A 15,746-nucleotide genomic window follows, 5' to 3' on the forward strand; every position below is an offset into this window, starting at 1 on the left:
TGGTTGGTGGGGCCTGTGGTTCTGCCCGCATCCTGCCGTTACCGGTATTGGCGGTCGCTATCCTGCGAGCGGCGCTGGATTCGTGGTGGCGCTGCATGATGGTGTGGGCCCAGGTAGGTCAAGCTGCTGCCGCGACCGGGGCGGATGGGCACGTCATGGGAACGGCGCTGGTTTCGCGGTGGGCGCGGTGGCCCCTGTGTGAGYTCAGTGAAGTAACCCAGCGCACCCGCGGCCCGGTCCACCAAGCCCACCACGAAACCATGACAGTGCTATGCCGTGGTGGCCAAGGCCGGTAACGGCAGATGGCCGCACAAGCAGTGCGCCCGCCATCATAGGTCTGACCCCGAAACCGACAAGACCCGGAGCTTAGTGGCCGCCCGCACCGGTAACGGCAGGATGCGCGCAGAACCAAGAACCCCACGACGAAACCAGAAACACAAGAAATCCCAATGTTTCTGCCCCTGCCGGCCAGGCAGCCCGCTTTCTTTGCCTACTTTCTTTTCGGGGAAAAGAAAGTAGGTCGCTCCGGGGGAGCGAAAGCCTTTGACTTTGAATTTAAAGCCTTTGAATTTAAAGCCTTTGACTTCGAAGTTAAATAATTAGGCTAGGATATCACCGCATCCAATGCCAAATCCAACACCAAAAATTAAAATCAGTAACCGCCCCCAAGGCGCCCAACCCTACAACAACGAATCCGCCAGCCGGCAAAGATTCTGCCAGGTCCGCCTCCGCAGCGGCCGGCGCTGCCAGACCTCGCGCACCACCTGCGCGCTGTTCGCGAAGTACCGTTCCTGGATCTCCCGCATCCGCGCCACGACCGCGCGGTCGTAGATCACCAGCGCAGCCTCTGCATTCAAGGCAAACGAGCGGATATCCATATTGGTCGACCCCACCATCGCGACCTCGTCGTCGATGGTCACGTGCTTGGCATGCAGGAAGGCCGGCTTGTACAAGTGGATCAGCACCCCCGCATCGAGCAATACGCCGAAGTAGGCCTCCTGCGCGGCCTGCGTGAAGCGCTGGTCGATCCGTTGCGACAGTACCAGGTGCACGGCCACGCCGCGGTAGCAGGCGAGTTGCAGGGCTTGCAGGAAGGCCTCGTCGGGCACGAAGTAGGGGGTGGTGATGACGATCCGTTCGCGCGCGCGATGGACCATGCTCACCAGCGCCATCTGCGCGTTCTGCGTGCCGTAGCCGGGGCCGCTGGGCAGCATCTGGGCTGTGTGCGTGCCCTCGGCGCGCAGGGCGGGAAAGTTCTCGGGCGCGAAGCCGCCGTCCGGGGTCTCGCCGGTCTCCAGGTAGCGGTCGGCCAGGAACAACGCCTGCAGTTGCCCCGCCACCGGGCCGGTCACGCGCGCCACCAGTTCCTCGTTGGGCAGGCCGGGCATGGATTCGGCATCGATCACGTTCTGCGAGCCGATATAGCCGACGCTGCCGTCCACCACCAGGATCTTGCGATGGTTGCGCAGGTCGAAGCGCGCGCTCTTGCCCTTGAGCACGGCGCTCAGCGAGCGCATCGGCAGGGCCTGTATCACCTCCACGCCGCCCTGGCGCAGTTCGTCCGAGAACGCGCGCCAGCCGGCGCGGGCGCCGAGCGCATCCAGCAGCAGGCGGCAGCGCACGCCGCGTGCGCTGGCGCGCAGCAGCGCATCGGTCATGGCGCGCGCGGTGGCGTCGGCGGCGTAGATGTAGACCAGCAGGTGAACCTGGCGCGCGGCGCCGTCGATGTCGGCGATCATGCGGGCCACCACGGCGTCATAGTCGTCCATCAGTTCCACCGCGTTGCCCTGCATGGGCCAGTAGGAGCCCAGCCGCTCGATCAGGGCGGCGGCGTCGGCGGCTACGCCCGCGGGCAGCGGCTGCACCGGCGCGAAGCGCTCCAGCGGGCCGCGCACGCGCTCGATGCCGCGGTTGATGCGCAGCAGCTTCAGGCGGCGCGATTTGGGATAGTAGATGCGGCCGAACAGCGCGTACAGCAGCAGGCCGAGCCATGGCAGGAAGAAGATCAGCAGCAGCCAGGTGCGCGCCGCCGCCGGCGCGCGACGCTGCGGCACATAGACCAGCATGGTCAGGCGGATCAGCCATTCGGCCAGCGTGAACAGCGAGGGCCACCACCACAGGTCGGCGGCGATGCCGCCGGGCAGCGCCGAAAGCCAGCCGGCGGGTACCGCGGGCAAGAGCAGGGCAGGAAGGTCGGTGGACAGGGAGGCTGGCATGAGGCTAGGACTGCAGGCGGGATCGCAGCGTCGGGAAGCGGAGCGCCAACCATACCAGAGCCGTGCGGCGCGAGGATGCGGACACTTCCGCCGCCGTCGCGCCGCGCGCCATGCGGGTCAGCGCAGGCCTACTTCTTCGTCACGTCCTTGTTCGCCTTGTTGCCGGTGGCCTTGTTGTACTGTTCTACGTACTCCTCGAACAGCTTGCGGATCGAGCGGCCGATCTTGACGTAGTCCGACTCGTTGAGATTGGCCAGCGACACGCGTCCGGACGGGTGGCGCGAAAGGTCAGGTTTGGTCATGACTTGCTCCACGGAAAGGCTTGTTGGCGAGGGGCCAGGCCGGGACGGCGCCGTCGCGCCGGCCGCACTGGTCCGGAAACAGAAAACCGGAAACGGAGAACCGGAAACCGAGAACCGGAAACCGAGAACCGGAAACCGAGAACCGGAAACGGAAACGGAAACGGAAGAGGGGAGACGGGCGACAGGCAACAGGCAACAGGAAAGAACGCGAAGGCCGGCGCGCTACACCAGGCCCACCACCAGCGGCCCCAGCAGCGTCAGCAGCACGTTGGCCAGCGCATAGGTGATGGCGAAGGGCACCGTCGGCACCGGGCTTTCGGCCTTGTCGAGGATGCCGCCGAAGGCCGGGTTGGCGCTGCGCGAGCCCGACAGCGCGCCCGCCAGCAGCGCCGCGTTGTCGTACTTGAGCACGTAGCGGCCGAACAGCATGGTCAGGAACAGCGGCAGCAGCGTCACCACCGCGCCCAGCAGGAAGATCGTCAGCCCGCTTTGCTTGAGCGTGGTCACTGCCTGCAGCCCGGAGTTGATGCCCACGATGGCGACGAAGGCCGCCAGCCCGAAATCCTTGAGCAGCTGGCAGGCCGCGGTCGGCATGGCGCCGTACATGGGATGCTTGGAACGCGCCCAGCCGAACACCAGCCCGGAGAGCAGCGCGCCGCCGCCGGAGCCCAGCGTCAGCGGGATCGAACCCACCCGCCACACCAGCAGGCCGATCAGCAGGCCTACCAGCACGCCGGCGCCGAAGTAGACGAAGTCCGTCTTCTCGCTCGGCACCAGTTCATAGCCCGCCGTCCTGGCCGCGCGCGCGGTGTCGGCCGGGGTGCCGTAGAAGGTGATGATGTCGCCGTGCTGCAGCTTCAGCTCGGGCAGGATCGGCAGCGGGTGGTCATAGCGCTCGATATGCTCGATATACACGCCGTGCCGCTGTTCGCGCTCCACCATGCCGATGATCTGCGCGATGGACTTGTTGTTCATGTCCTTGTGGGTAAACACAGCGCGCCGCGTCTGCATCACCACGCCCATGCCCTCGGGCTCGGCCACCTCCTCGCCGACCACCAGCGCAGTGGGCACCATGGCGTCGCGCCGTCCCACCATCAGGACCAGGTCGCCGGGCTGCAGCACCAGCTCCTGCGTGACCTCGACCGCCTTGCCCGCGCGCATCACCTTTTCCACCGTGACCAGGTCCTCGCCCTTGGTCTCGATCTGCGCCACCGTCTTGCCAGCCGCGCCGGTCACGCGGAACACGCGCCCCACCAGGCGCGGCAGCGCGCCGCGCTGGCCGGGGCCGAACTGCGCCACGCCACCGTGCATGGCCGCCTCCACCTTCTTGGCGTCGGTCTTCAGGTCCGTCTTCATGAAGCGCGGCAGGATGTTTACGCACACGATGATCGCGCCCAGCGAGCCGAACACATAGGTCACCGCATAGCCGATCGCCACGTTGGACTGCAGCACCTTCACCTCTTCGGCCGACAGCCCGAGCTTGGTGATGGCGTCGCCCGCGGTGCCGATGATGGCCGACTGCGTCATGCCGCCGGCAGCCAGCCCGGCGGCCAGGCCCTTGTCGAGGTGGAACAGCTTGGCCAGGATCACCACCGTGGCCAGGCCCACCACCGCCATGAAGATCGCCATGGCGATCTCGCGCAGCGAGCTGCGGTTGAGCGAGTTGAAGAACTGCGGCCCGCTCTCGTAGCCCACGGCATAGATGAACACGGCGAACATCACCGCCTTCACGCCGTTGTCGATCTCCACGCCCACCTGGCTGATGACCACCGCCGCCAGCAGCGAGCCGGCCACGCCGCCCAGCTGGAAGCGCCCGAAGGTGATCTTGCCGATTGCGTAGCCGATGGCCAGCGACAGGAACAACGCCGCTTCGGGAGACTTCTGGAAGATGCCGTGCAACCACTCCATGCCTTGCTCCTGCTGCGTGAGAAATCGGTCGGGCCCGYCGCGGCGCGCACTTGCCCGGCCGGCGCGGTCTTCAATGCGCCAGCGAGCCGGCCACCGCCACCGCGATCGGTCCCATCAGCGGCAGCAGCACATTGGAGATCGCATAGGTGATGGTGTAGCCGATCACCGGCGTGCTGTTGCCCGCCGCGCTGGTCAGCGCCATGATGGCCGGCGTGCTGCATTGCTGGCCCGCCACCGCGCCGAGCAGGATCGGCGCCTCGATCTTCAGCCAGCGGCCGATCAGCAGCGACAGCGTCGCCGGGACCAGCGAAATCAGCACGCCCGCCACCGGCAGCGCCAGGCCATAGGTCTTCACCAGCTTGATCGCGTCCGGTCCGGCCGACAGGCCCACCGCCGCAATGAAGGTGGCGAGGCCGAAGTCCTTCAGGATCTCCGCGGCCGGCGAGGGCAGGGAGCCGATCAGCGGCATGCGCGCGCGCAGCCAGCCGAACGCCAGGCCCGAGACCAGGCAGCCGCCGCCGGTGCCCAGCGTCAGGTCCACGCTGCCCAGCTGCACGTCCAGCTTGCCGATCAGGATCCCCAGCAGCACGCCAATGCCGAGGAACACGAAATCGGTCTTGATGGTGGGCACCACGCGGTAGCCCAGCTCCGGCACCACGCGCTCCACCGCCTCGGACGGGCCGCTCAGGCTCAGCACGTCGCCGCGCTCCAGCACCGTGTTGGGCAGGGGCGGAATCGGGCGGCCGACGCGGCTGATGCCGTCGACATAGACGCCGCGGCCCAGGCCCACGTCGGCCATGCGGCGCAGCGCGGCCAGCGTCAGGCCACTGATCTCGCGGCGCGCGAGCAGCACGTCCTGCTCCACCTGCACCACCGTGTCCATGTCCGCGTCGCCGGCCGTGTCGAGGATCTCGGTGCCGGTTTCCTGCACGAAGCGCACCATCGCCTCGCGCCGGCCATAGGCCAGCACCACGTCGCCGATATGCAGGACTTCTTCGGGCGCGGGCTTGAAGGTCACGCCGTTGCGGCGGATGCGCCGGATCGTCACGCCCAGCGATACTGCCTGTTCGGCCTGCAGCACCGTGCGCCCGGCCGCGTCGCGCACCGACAGCAGGCGGCCCACCAGCGCCGGCAGCGCGGCGTACTGGCGCGCGCCCATGTCGCCTTCGCCACCGAGCTTGCGCCACAGCGCGGCGGCCGCCTCGCGCAGGTCGATGCGCATCAGCCACGGTGCGACCTGGCTGGTGAATAGCACGATCGTGATCAGCCCGAACAGGTAGGTGACGCTGTACGCCGTGACGATATTGGTCTGCAGCTCGCGCACGCGGTCGGCGGAGAGGCCCAGCCGGGCAATGGCTTCCGAGGCCGTGCCGATCACCGCCGACTCCGTCGCCGCACCGGCCAGCAGCCCGGCCGCGGTGCCCTGGTCGAGGTTCAGCACCACCACCGCCAGCGACATCAGCGCCAGCACCGAGGCCACCTCCACCAGCGAGAGCAGGCCGATGCGCCAGCTGCGCGCCACGTTGGCAAAGAACTGCGGACCACCGGTGAAGCCCAGCGCGAAGATGAACAGCGCGAAGAACACGTTGCGCACGTCGGCCTCGAGCCGCGCGCCGCTCTGGCCGATCACCAGCGCGGCAATCAAGGTGCCGCAGATGCCGCCGAGCTGGAACGGGCCCACCTTGACCGCACCCACGGCGTGACCCACGGCCAGCGCCAGGAACAGGGCGATCTCGGGTTGCGTTGCGAGCAGACGGACGATGGTTTCCATGAGGCGGCCAGCCGTGCGGAGGGATCACTGGTCCATGGGGCGCCCGCGCAAGGCTGCGCGCGGCACGGATATTCGCCGGGCCCGGCCTCGCCGGCCGGCGGCACGGGATCGGCGTGGGCCATTATCCCTGCCGTCACTTGGCGCGCGTRCTGAAAGCTTTTGTTTGTGATTTAAGCGGCGTCGATGTGCCGCGTGGGGCGCAGGGATCAGCGCATTCCTGCCGGCCGATGGATGGCGGGCGCATCGCGGCATCGCCCGGCGCGTAGGTCGCGCATGCGTGGATCAGGGGGCGTGGAGCAGCCGCGGGCCGGGGGCGCTTGCCGCGAGGCGCGGGCAGCGGTGTGGCTCAGGCCGGCGTTCGGCCTGTCTTGCCGGCGCTGGCGCCGGGCTCCGTGAATCCCGACGCAAAGGCCGGGGAAGCGATGCGGTTGAGTACGCCGCGCAGCGCGCTGGCTTCGGCCTGGCCCAGCGAGGCTTCGAAGCGCGCCTGCGCTTCGCTCCATAGCGCCCGCGACTCCTTCAGCTTGCTCTTGCCGCTCGTCGTCAGGCTGACGCGGCGGCTGCGCCGGTCATTCTCGTCGGGCACCAGTTCGACATAGCCATCGCGCGCCAGCGGCTTGAGCGTATGTCCGAGCGCGGAAAGGTCCATCACCAGCGCATCGGCCAGGGCCCGCATGGTGGGACGGTCGGCGCGGTCGATCTGGGATAGCAGCGCGTGCTGCGTGGCGCGCAGGCCGCTCGGTGCCAGCACGTCGTCGTAGAGCTGGCCCAGCCGGCGCGCGGCCCGGCGCAGTGCGGCGTTGTTGCAGATCGGCTCGCTCGGTGCAGGGGAATTCATGGTGAGGTCAGGCCCGTTCGCGGAGGTGGAAATCGAGTTGTGGCGCAGAGTGCGCTTGACGGCGCCCAAGGGAAAACGCCGGCAGGCCGTCTTGTTGACAGCGGCGGGCACCATCCATATAGTGGCATATGCCTGTAATTAAAACATCCCGGCAATACCCGCAGGGGTGGCCGGAGTGGCAGGGACAGGCTGCCCCCAAGCCGGGAATTCTAGAGGAATTCGCCTGCGCCCGGGCTCGACGCAATGCACGGTTCCCGGACAATACCCATGAATGATCGTCTCGCACAAGCCACTGCTGCCGCAAGCCCCGCCATCCCGGCCCCGCCGGCCGGCGCCAGTGCCGCCCGGCAACGGACCGAGCTGATGCTGCGGGCGCCGGTCCTGCCCACGCTGTTGCGCCTCGCCGCGCCCAACGTCGTGGTGATGCTGGCGCAGGCCACGGCCAATTTCCTTGAAAGCTACTATGTGGGCCGGCTGGGCGTGGAGGCGCTGGCCGGTGCCGCGCTGGTCTTCCCGCTGGTCATGCTGGTGCAGATGATGTCGGCGGGCGGGATCGGCGGCGGCATCTCGTCGGCCATTGCGCGCGCGCTCGGCGCAGGGCGCCAGCAAGACGCGCAGTCGCTCGCCCTGCACGCCGTGGTGATCGCACTGGTGCTGGGACTGGTGTCGACGCTGGTCGTGGTCCTCGGCGGAGCGCAGATCTATACGATGATGGGCGGACGAGGCGAAGCGCTGAAGGCAGCCCTTACCTACTCGAACGCCATCTTCGCGGGCGCGATCTTCCTCTGGCTGCTCAACACGCTGGCAAGCGTGCTGCGCGGCACCGGCAACATGAAGCTGCCGGCGGCAGTACTGACCGGCGGCGTATTCATCCTGCTGGTGTTGTCGCCGGCATTCATTTTCGGCTTTGGCCCGATCCCCGCCATGGGCATCGCGGGCGCGGGGCTGGCACTTGTGGCGTACTACGTCATCGGCACGGTCGTGCTCATGTGGAGCCTGCTGYGCGGCAGGGGCGGCTTCCGCCTGAGTTTCAGGCACCGGCTTCGCTGGTCGCAGTTCGCCGAGATCCTTGGCGTGGGCGGCGCCGCCGCACTGAACAATACGACGGCCAACCTGGCGGTCACGCTGGCGACGGCATTCGTCGCCGCCATGGGCACGAGGGAGCTGGCCGGCTTTGGCCTGGGCATCCGCATCGAATACCTGCAGATCCCGATCGTGTTCGGGGTCGGCTCTGGCATGGTGGCGATGATCGGCATGAACACGGGCGCCGGGCAACTGGAGCGGGCGCGCGAGGTTGCCTGGAAGGGCGCCTGTATCGCCGCGCTGGCCACCGAAGTCGTCGGGCTGGCCGCGGCCGTGTTTCCCACCGCATGGCTGCACCTGTTCTCGACGGATGCGGAGGCGGTCGCCACCGGCACCACGTATCTCAGGATCGTGGCGCCGGCCTATGGCCTGCTTGGCTGCGGGCTGGCCCTGTATTTCGCCTCGCAAGGGGCGAAGCGGATGCGCTGGTCCGTGATCGCCGGCATCGGCCGGGTGGTCGTGATCGCGCTGGGCAGCAGCCTGGTGGTGCAAGTCTTCGGCAGCAGCCTGGCGGCGCTGTGCGCGGTGCTGGTGCTGGCCTTTGCCGTATTCGCACTGCTCAATGCGGTGCCGTGGATGGCGGCGCCGGCGAAGCGATGACAGGTGCGGGGCAAGGCCTGGCGGCCGCGCCGCTGCGACCGGTGCCTTGCGCATGAAGGGAGCCGGCCTGCCCCGGTGCCGCCGCCCGGCGCCGCAAAACAAAAAACCCGCCGTGCTCGAAAGCACTGCGGGTTTTTCGTTGGATCTGGTGCCCGGGGTCGGACTCGAACCGACACGCCTTGCGGCGGGGGATTTTGAGTCCCCTGCGTCTACCTGTTTCACCACCCGGGCGGAGTGGATGCCGGCGGCCTGGACCGGAAACCGGCTTGCCAGCGGCGCACTGAGCCGGGAATTATGCCGCAAATCCCGCGCGCCCACAACCGGACGCCGGGCGGCGGGCAAGCCTAGTCGCCGCGCCTGCTCCGGGTGGCGCGGCTGCGGTCGTAGTATTCGGGCGGCTTGCGGGCGATCCAGCGGATGAAGTCGGCCATGGCGGGGTGGGCGCGCAGGCGGTCCCAGTCATGGTAAGTACGGGCAAGTTCGGCCTCGGTGAATACGGAGTGGATCTTCTGGTGGCAGACGCGGTGCATGGCCACGGCGTCGCGTCCACCCTGGCTGCGTGGCACGAGGTGGTGCAGGTCGATGCTGGGGCCGGGTGCCAGCGGCCGTCCGCACAGGGGGCATGGCGCGGCGGCGGCAGGGGCGCCGGCGGGCGGACCTTGCTGGTGGTCCTGACCGGCGCGCAGATGGCGTTTGACGACCATGAACGGGGCGTGGCTGGAGGGATAGGCGCAAGCGGCCACAACTGGCCGCAACTGGCGGATGTCTCCGTCCGATTCCGGGAATCTTCCGGCTGGAACGCCGCCTGCGAACTCGGATAGCATTATTGCCGCCGCAGCGCCCGCCGGGCTACCGGGATCGTCCCGGATCTGCCCGGCGCGTGCGGTGCAGGCAAATTCTTCCCCCGCAGGCCGCTACGCCAAGACAACAAGAGGCGGCCTCGGTCCAATCGTCCCGGAGACCTATGTCCAACCCTTCGTCCCTCGCCAGCCTCGCAGAGCTGCCGTCGCAGGATCCCGCCTTTTTCGAACGCGAGTACAACAACCGGGCCATGGTGCCGGACAACGCCGCCTACATGGCCCAGTGGGCCGAGCTGTCGCGGCAGGTGCGCGAGCGCGACGGCTGGCTCGAAGATCTGAGCTATGCCGATGCCCCGCCCGGCCCGAACGCAGCGGCCGAGCGGCTGGACTATTTCCCGGCGCACGCCGCCGCATCGAAGGGCAACGCGGGCAATGCCGGCCATGCCGGCCATGCGCCGCCGCTGCTGGTGTTCCTGCATGGCGGCTACTGGCGCGCGCTGGACAAGCGCGACCATAGCCTCGTAGCCAATGCGCTGCCGGGCTGCGGCGTCTCGGTGGCGGTGGTCGGCTACTCGCTGGCACCGGCGGTGGCGGTGCCTGCCATCCTGCTGCAGGCGGCGCGCAGCGTGGCCTGGCTGTACCGGCAGTCGGAGCGGCTCGGGCACGACCGGTCCCGCATCTTCGTCGCGGGGCATTCGGTGGGCGGCAACATGGCGGCGATGATGCTCGCCACGCACTGGCCGGGCCTTGGCGCCGACCTGCCTGCCGACCTGGTCAAGGGCGCGGTGTCGGTCAGCGGCGTGCACGAACTGGAGCCGCTGCGCCGCGCGCCGTTCCTGGCCAACCTGTGCCTGTCGGAGCAGGACGTGGCGCGCATGTCGCCGGCCCGCCTGCTGCCGGCCACGGCGGCGCCGCTGGTGACCGCGGTGGGCGAACTGGAATCCGGCGAATACCAACGCCAGAGCGCGCTGCTGCGGGCCGCCTGGCCAGCCAATGCATCGGTGCCGGGCGCCGTGCATTTACCGATGCCGGGCAAGCACCATTTCAGCGTGGTGAACGATTTCGCCGAGCGGGACAGCCCGCTGCTGCGGGCAGTGCGGCGCATGATCGGGGTGGACTGAGGCGCCTGATCTGCCGAGGCCCCGCAGGCGGGAATGGGGAGCCAGCCGGCGCCGCGTCGATGCCAGATGGCTGCCGCCGCCCTCCCATCGCAGGGGAGAGGGCAGCAAACCTTCGCCATCGGGGTGCGGCTACTTCCCTTTCGCGGGTTCGCTCCAGAGCTGGTCGAGAATCACCTCCAGCGCCGCGGGCAGGTCGCCATCGCCCTGCGCGGGGTAGGCGAGGCCGGCCGCGGGCGCCAGCTCCGGGTTGCCATGCATGGCGAATTCCGCGGGGCGCGAAGCCACGGGCGGTTGCGCCAGCGCACGGTCATAGATCAGATTGCCTTCCTTGAAGGTCTGCAGCACCTTGATGCTGGCCAGGGTGTCGCGCGGCACGCTCAGCGGATTGGCCGACAACACGGCAAAGTCGGCCAGCTTGCCGGGCGTGATGCTGCCCTTGGTGTTTTCCTCGAAGTGCTGGTACGCGGCCCAGATCGTCATGCTCTTGAGCGCGGTCAGCGGATCGAGCCGCTGGCCCGCGCCAAGCACGAAGCCGCTGCGCGTAGTGCGGTTGACCGTGGCCGAGAGCACGCGCATGGAATCGGGCAATGCCACCGGGGCGTCGTGGTGGGAGCTGACCCGCATGCCGGCATCGACCACCCATTTCATCGGCGAGATATTCTCCGCGCGCTGCGGTCCCAGCACCGACTGGCGGTGCCAGTCGCCCCAGTAGTAGGTATGCATGGGGAACAGCGAGGGGAAGACGCCGAGCGCCTTCAGCTCCGGCACCTGGTCCTTGCGCAGCGTCTGCCCGTGGACCAGCACCGGCCGCACGTCCACGCCGGGGTTGGCCTGCTCGGCCTTGCGCATGGCGGTGATCATCTGGTCGATGGCGCGGTCGCCGTTGGCGTGGGTCAGTACCTGCCAGCGGTGCGACAGCGCCTTGTCGTAGACCTCGAAGACCCCGGCGTCCTTCACCACGCCATAGCCGGCATAGTCCGGCTTGTTGCCGGCCGGCACCTTGAAATACGGCCGGCTCAGCCACGCGGTCTTGCCCTGCGGCGAGCCGTCGAGCGTCAGCTTGACGCCGCCGATGCGGAAGTGGCCGGTGTACTGGGGCGGCTCCGTCACCGGATGGAAGAAGGGCGCCTGCATGAGGGCCTCCGCGCCGGGCTTCAGGATGTCCGGGTAGGACACCACGTCGGCCTGCAGCACGCCTTTTTGCGCCGCGGCCATGGTGGCCTTGACCTGGGCCGGGGCGGTGCGCCCGTCCTGGAGCGTGGTGTAGCCATGGCTGACGTAGAGCTTCTGGCCGGCAGCGAGCATGGCGATGGCCTCGGCTTCGCCAAGCCTGGGGAACAGCCTGGCCAGCGCGAGGAAGAAGGCATTCTCCTCCAGCACGCCGTCCGGCTCGCGGCTGCCGGGGCGCCGGCGGATCACGCCGCCGTCGGGATCGTTGCTCGCGGCGCTGATGCCGGCCATCTCCAGCGCGCGGCTGTTGAGCGCGCCGAAATGGCCCGACTGGTGCACCAGCGCGACCGGCATGTCGGTGGCCACGGCGTCGAGGTCCTGCCGGGTCGGATGGCGCTTTTCCCTGAGCTGGGAGTCGTCATAGCCAAAGCCGAACAGGACCTTGAGGTGCGCCGGCATCGGGGACTGGCGGCGAAAGTCGCGCAGCGTCTTCTGCAGCTCGGCAATCGATGCATTCGGGCCGTCGGGCGGCGGCAGCAGGTTGGCGCTCTGTGCCTGGAAGCCGACCATGGTGACATGGCCGTGCGCGTCGACAAAACCGGGGATCAGCGTGCCGCCGTTGAGATCGTTCATGCGCGTGGCGCTGCCGCGGTACTGCATGATTTCGGCGGCGGAGCCCACCGCCAGGATCTTGCCGCCCCTGGACGCCACCGCTTCGGCAGCGGGGATCGCCTCATCGATCGTCACGACTGCCCCGTTGTGCCAGATCGCGTCCGCCACCACCGGCGGCGGTCCGGGCGGGGCGCAGGCGCTGGCGAGCAGGGCGGCGGCCAGGGCCTGCGCGGCCCTGGCGGCGGGATGGGAAGTCTTCATTGCGGGATCCTTGCGGCGGCCAGCGAACGCCCACGGGCGGCTGCGCCATTGTCGGCCGCGAGCGCGCCGAAAGAGCGCCATGCCAGGTCCGGTCGATTTCTTTCATGACGCGCGACGATAACGTTTAATTCTCTCCCGCCCGCCCGCCCGCCCGCCCGCCCTCCCGGCCTTCGGTCCTCAGCCCTCCAGCACGCGTAGCAAGGACGACGTATCGTCCTTGCCCCAGCCCTTCTCCATCAGCGTGGCGAGCTGGCGCGAGGTGGCCTGCATGGCGGGCAGCGCCAGGCCGAGCTGCCCGGCGATCTCCGCCGCCAGCCCGAAATCCTTGTCGTGCAGGCGCGCTTCGATGCCGGCGGCGAAGTCGTGCGCCACCATCTTCGGCCCCATCAGGTCCAGCATGCGGCTGCCCGCCATGCCGGTGGCCATGGCCTGCAGCACGCGGGTGCCGTCGACCTGCTGCGCCTGCGCGAAGCGCATGGCCTCGGCGATGCCTTCGATATTCACCACCTGCGCGATCTGGTTGCACAGCTTGGCCACCTGGCCCGCGCCGCTGTCGCCGATATGGGTGATGGTCTTGCCCAGCAGCGCCAGCAACGGGCGCACGCGCTCCAGCACCTCGGCCTTGCCGCCCGCCATGATGGTCAGGCTGGCCGCCTGCGCGCCGGCGGTGCCGCCGGACACCGGGCAGTCCAGCGCCTCGATGCCGCGCTCGGCCAGCCGCGCGGCGATCTCGCGCGTGACGATGGGCGAGATGGTGCTGTGGTCCACGCAGACGGTGCCCGGCGCCGCGCCCTCGATCACGCCGTGCTCGCCCAGCAGCACCGCGCGCACGTCTTCGGACGAGGTCACGTTGGTGAACACCACCGCCGCGCCGCGCGCGGCCTCGGCCGGCGTGGCGCACGGCACCGCGCCAAGCGCGCGCGCCGCATCGGCGGCCTCGGGGCGGCGCACAAGGGCGCGCACGCCGTGGCCGGCGGCGATCAGGTGGCGCACCATCGGCGTGCCCATGGCGCCCAGGCCGATAAAGCCGAGGGTCAGGGATTCAGGGGGCCGGGAAACTGTATCGGTCATGGCAGGACATCCTTACTTGTCAGACGCGTAGGCAAACTTGCCGTTGCGGATCACGCCCATCACGCGCGAGCGCTGATCGAAGCCCTGGTGGTCCTTCTCGCTCATGTTCATCACGCCGTTGGGAATGGTCAGGTTGGTGGTGTTCTCCAGCGCATCGCGCATGGCATGGCGGAATGCCTTCGTGCCCGGCTGCGCGCCGCCCTTGCCCGCGCGGCGCACCGCATCGTCGAGCAGCATCCACGCGCCCCAGGCGTCGCCGGCGAACTGGGTGATGCTGTCGGTGCCATATCTGGCCTCGTAGCGCGTCAGGAAATCCAGCGCCACCTTCTTCACCGGATGGCTGTCCGGCAGCTGGCGCGCCACCACCACCGGCCCGGTGGGGAACAGCGTGCCTTCCACGTCCTTGCCGCCCATGCGCAGGAAATCCCAGGTGGCGATGCCGTGCGTCTGGTACACGCGGCCCTTGTAGCCGCGCTCGGCCAGCGTCTTCTGCGGCAGCACCGACGGCGTGCCCGCGCCGGCGACCAGGATCGCATCCGGATTGGCGGCCATCAGCTTGAGCACCTGCCCGGTCACCGAGGTATCGTTGCGCGAGAAGCGCTCGCTGGCCACCACCTTGATCTTGCGCAGTTCCGCCAGCCTGGAGAACTCGCGCCACCAGCTCTCGCCATAGGCGTCACTGAAGCCGATGAAGCCCACCGTCGTCACGCCGTGGTTGCTCATGTACTCGGTCAGCACCGTGGCCATGTGCGAATCGTTCTGCGGCATCTTGAAGGCCCAGCGCCGCTTCGGGTCCGACTGCGGCTCGATGATGGCGGCCGATGCCGCCAGCGCCACCATCGGCGTCTCGCCTTCGGCCACCGCGTCCAGCGCGGCGATCGCCGTGGGGGTGATATTGGGGCCTACCACCACGTCGACCTTTTCCTCGGAAATCAGCTTGCGCACGTTGCGCACGGCCGCGGCCGGGTCGGAGCCATCGTCCAGGATCACGTACTGCGCGCGCTGCCCGCCCAGCGTCTGCGGCCACATCAGCACCGTGTTCTTGGACGGGATGCCGATGGAGGCGGCCGGGCCGGTGGTGGACACGTCGATGCCCACGCGGATGTCGGCGCGGGCCGTGCCGGCCGCGAGCGCGGCGACGCCACAGGCGACGGCGGCGGCAAGGCGCAGGGTGGAGGCAGCGGAGGCAGCGGGGGCAGGGCGGCTGGGCAAGGGCATGCGTGTCTTCCTCGTTTTATGTTCTGGCTCGATGTACTACCGCGGGAAACCGTGCGTGGCTGGCCGCCATCGTATCCGGAATCGCCCATGTTGCGAAAGCTGCCCGCCACGGCTCGCGCCGCGCCGCCCGCATCTGGCGACGCGCACCCGCATTCCGTCACGGGCGGCTCCCCGCCGGCGGCGTGCCCCGGCACCATGGCGCATCCCGACGCCTTTCATGCCTTCATACACCGGAGCGCCGCCATGACAGCCAATCTCCTCCAACATACGCCCGCCTGGGTCTGGATCCTGCTGGCCGCACTCGTCGCGCTGGGCCGGGCGCAGGCCGTGCCCCGCCGCATGACCCTGTTGCGCGGCGCCGCCATGCCTGGGGCCATGGCCGTGGTCTCGCTCGTCGGGACCCTCGGCTTCTTCCCGGGGCAGCCGGGCGCGCTGGCCGCCTGGAGCGCCGGCGCCGCCGCCGCGCTGGTGCTGTGCAACATGGCCGGCGCCTGGGGCGGGATCCGCCGGGAGGATGCCGCGCGGCGGCTGTACGTGCCCGGCAGCTGGGTGCCGCTGGGGCTGATCCTGTGCATGTTCGCCATGCGCTTCGGCCTGGGCGCCGGCCACGCCATGCACGCGGCGTGGCTGGCCGATCCGCGCGCCGCGCTGGCGGCCGGCTTTGCTTCCGGCGCGGTTAGCGGTATCTTCCTCGCACGCGGCCTGGCGATGTGGCGGGCGGCCAGGCAGACGCCAGCGGCCGGCGTCATCGGCTGAACGCTTCGATACCGGTTTC

12 protein-coding genes, 1 tRNA gene and 1 pseudogene are annotated in these 15,746 nt (G+C 69.1%); 4 read left to right on the forward strand and 10 right to left on the reverse strand.

Going from position 1 to position 15,746, the window contains the following annotated elements; translation table 11 throughout:
- Positions 1-449: 449 nt before the first annotated feature.
- The gene (locus tag AC1DO7_RS11720; protein WP_441618618.1) at positions 450-599 is read left to right on the forward strand and encodes a hypothetical protein; all 150 of its coding nucleotides are present in this window, start codon (positions 450-452) and stop codon (positions 597-599) included.
- Positions 600-680: 81 nt separating this feature from the next.
- On the opposite strand, the gene cls is transcribed toward AC1DO7_RS11720, so the two are convergent.
- From cls to AC1DO7_RS11745, 5 genes and pseudogenes are all read right to left on the reverse strand, one after another.
- Positions 681-2,216: a cardiolipin synthase gene (cls, locus tag AC1DO7_RS11725; RefSeq protein WP_441618620.1), complete on the reverse strand. Its 1,536-nt coding sequence runs from the start codon at positions 2,214-2,216 to the stop codon at positions 681-683.
- Positions 2,217-2,344: 128 nt separating this feature from the next.
- Positions 2,345-2,500, reverse strand: a pseudogene (locus AC1DO7_RS11730) (bifunctional aspartate transaminase/aspartate 4-decarboxylase); the annotation flags it as partial.
- 240 nt (positions 2,501-2,740) lie between these two features.
- A complete protein-coding gene (aspT, locus tag AC1DO7_RS11735; protein WP_441618622.1) occupies positions 2,741-4,426 on the reverse strand; it encodes an aspartate-alanine antiporter in 1,686 nt (561 codons plus the stop codon).
- A 70-nt stretch (positions 4,427-4,496) separates the two neighbouring features.
- Positions 4,497-6,197 carry an aspartate-alanine antiporter gene (aspT, locus tag AC1DO7_RS11740; RefSeq protein WP_441643585.1) on the reverse strand — a complete coding sequence of 567 codons (1,701 nt, stop codon included), beginning with the start codon at positions 6,195-6,197 and terminating at the stop codon, positions 4,497-4,499.
- Between the two features lie 346 nt (positions 6,198-6,543).
- Entirely contained in the window at positions 6,544-7,035 is a 492-nt protein-coding gene (locus tag AC1DO7_RS11745; RefSeq protein WP_441618626.1) for a MarR family winged helix-turn-helix transcriptional regulator, read from the reverse strand.
- A 267-nt stretch (positions 7,036-7,302) separates the two neighbouring features.
- Between AC1DO7_RS11745 and AC1DO7_RS11750 the strand changes: the two genes are divergently transcribed.
- Positions 7,303-8,718, forward strand: a complete 1,416-nt coding sequence (locus tag AC1DO7_RS11750) for an MATE family efflux transporter (RefSeq protein ID WP_477116160.1) — start codon at positions 7,303-7,305, stop codon at positions 8,716-8,718.
- A gap of 146 nt (positions 8,719-8,864) precedes the next feature.
- Here AC1DO7_RS11750 and AC1DO7_RS11755 read toward each other — a convergent pair.
- A tRNA-Leu gene (locus tag AC1DO7_RS11755) sits at positions 8,865-8,949 on the reverse strand.
- Between the two features lie 113 nt (positions 8,950-9,062).
- Positions 9,063-9,422: an HNH endonuclease gene (locus AC1DO7_RS11760; RefSeq protein WP_441618630.1), complete on the reverse strand. Its 360-nt coding sequence runs from the start codon at positions 9,420-9,422 to the stop codon at positions 9,063-9,065.
- Positions 9,423-9,682: 260 nt separating this feature from the next.
- Between AC1DO7_RS11760 and AC1DO7_RS11765 the strand changes: the two genes are divergently transcribed.
- Positions 9,683-10,639: an alpha/beta hydrolase gene (locus AC1DO7_RS11765; protein ID WP_441618632.1), complete on the forward strand. Its 957-nt coding sequence runs from the start codon at positions 9,683-9,685 to the stop codon at positions 10,637-10,639.
- 129 nt (positions 10,640-10,768) lie between these two features.
- Here the strand turns inward: AC1DO7_RS11765 and AC1DO7_RS11770 are convergent, their stop codons facing one another.
- From AC1DO7_RS11770 to AC1DO7_RS11780, 3 genes are all read right to left on the reverse strand, one after another.
- The gene (locus tag AC1DO7_RS11770; RefSeq protein ID WP_441618634.1) at positions 10,769-12,682 is read right to left on the reverse strand and encodes an amidohydrolase; all 1,914 of its coding nucleotides are present in this window, start codon (positions 12,680-12,682) and stop codon (positions 10,769-10,771) included.
- A 177-nt stretch (positions 12,683-12,859) separates the two neighbouring features.
- On the reverse strand, positions 12,860-13,753 hold the full coding sequence (locus AC1DO7_RS11775) for an NAD(P)-dependent oxidoreductase (RefSeq protein WP_441618636.1): 894 nt from the start codon (positions 13,751-13,753) through the stop codon (positions 12,860-12,862).
- A 12-nt stretch (positions 13,754-13,765) separates the two neighbouring features.
- A complete protein-coding gene (locus AC1DO7_RS11780) occupies positions 13,766-14,971 on the reverse strand; it encodes an ABC transporter substrate-binding protein (protein WP_441618638.1) in 1,206 nt (401 codons plus the stop codon).
- Between the two features lie 243 nt (positions 14,972-15,214).
- On the opposite strand from AC1DO7_RS11780, the gene AC1DO7_RS11785 reads away from it, so the two are divergent.
- Complete coding sequence (locus AC1DO7_RS11785; RefSeq protein ID WP_441618640.1) at positions 15,215-15,727, forward strand: DUF6622 family protein; 513 nt, start codon at positions 15,215-15,217, stop codon at positions 15,725-15,727.
- Positions 15,728-15,746 lie beyond the last annotated feature (19 nt).

This window comes from Cupriavidus sp. 05N40 (assembly GCF_056397305.1).

What these genes read in the sequence shown, in the direction of transcription:
- AC1DO7_RS11720 (WP_441618618.1), top strand. Translation starts at nt 450, where the DNA reads ATGTTTCTGCCCCTGCCGGCCAGGCAGCCCGCTTTCTTTGCCTACTTT.
- cls (WP_441618620.1), bottom strand. Translation starts at nt 2,216, where the DNA reads ATGCCAGCCTCCCTGTCCACCGACCTTCCTGCCCTGCTCTTGCCCGCG.
- aspT (WP_441618622.1), bottom strand. Translation starts at nt 4,426, where the DNA reads ATGGAGTGGTTGCACGGCATCTTCCAGAAGTCTCCCGAAGCGGCGTTG.
- aspT (WP_441643585.1), bottom strand. Translation starts at nt 6,197, where the DNA reads ATGGAAACCATCGTCCGTCTGCTCGCAACGCAACCCGAGATCGCCCTG.
- AC1DO7_RS11745 (WP_441618626.1), bottom strand. Translation starts at nt 7,035, where the DNA reads ATGAATTCCCCTGCACCGAGCGAGCCGATCTGCAACAACGCCGCACTG.
- AC1DO7_RS11760 (WP_441618630.1), bottom strand. Translation starts at nt 9,422, where the DNA reads ATGGTCGTCAAACGCCATCTGCGCGCCGGTCAGGACCACCAGCAAGGT.
- AC1DO7_RS11765 (WP_441618632.1), top strand. Translation starts at nt 9,683, where the DNA reads ATGTCCAACCCTTCGTCCCTCGCCAGCCTCGCAGAGCTGCCGTCGCAG.
- AC1DO7_RS11770 (WP_441618634.1), bottom strand. Translation starts at nt 12,682, where the DNA reads ATGAAGACTTCCCATCCCGCCGCCAGGGCCGCGCAGGCCCTGGCCGCC.
- AC1DO7_RS11775 (WP_441618636.1), bottom strand. Translation starts at nt 13,753, where the DNA reads ATGACCGATACAGTTTCCCGGCCCCCTGAATCCCTGACCCTCGGCTTT.
- AC1DO7_RS11780 (WP_441618638.1), bottom strand. Translation starts at nt 14,971, where the DNA reads ATGCCCTTGCCCAGCCGCCCTGCCCCCGCTGCCTCCGCTGCCTCCACC.
- AC1DO7_RS11785 (WP_441618640.1), top strand. Translation starts at nt 15,215, where the DNA reads ATGACAGCCAATCTCCTCCAACATACGCCCGCCTGGGTCTGGATCCTG.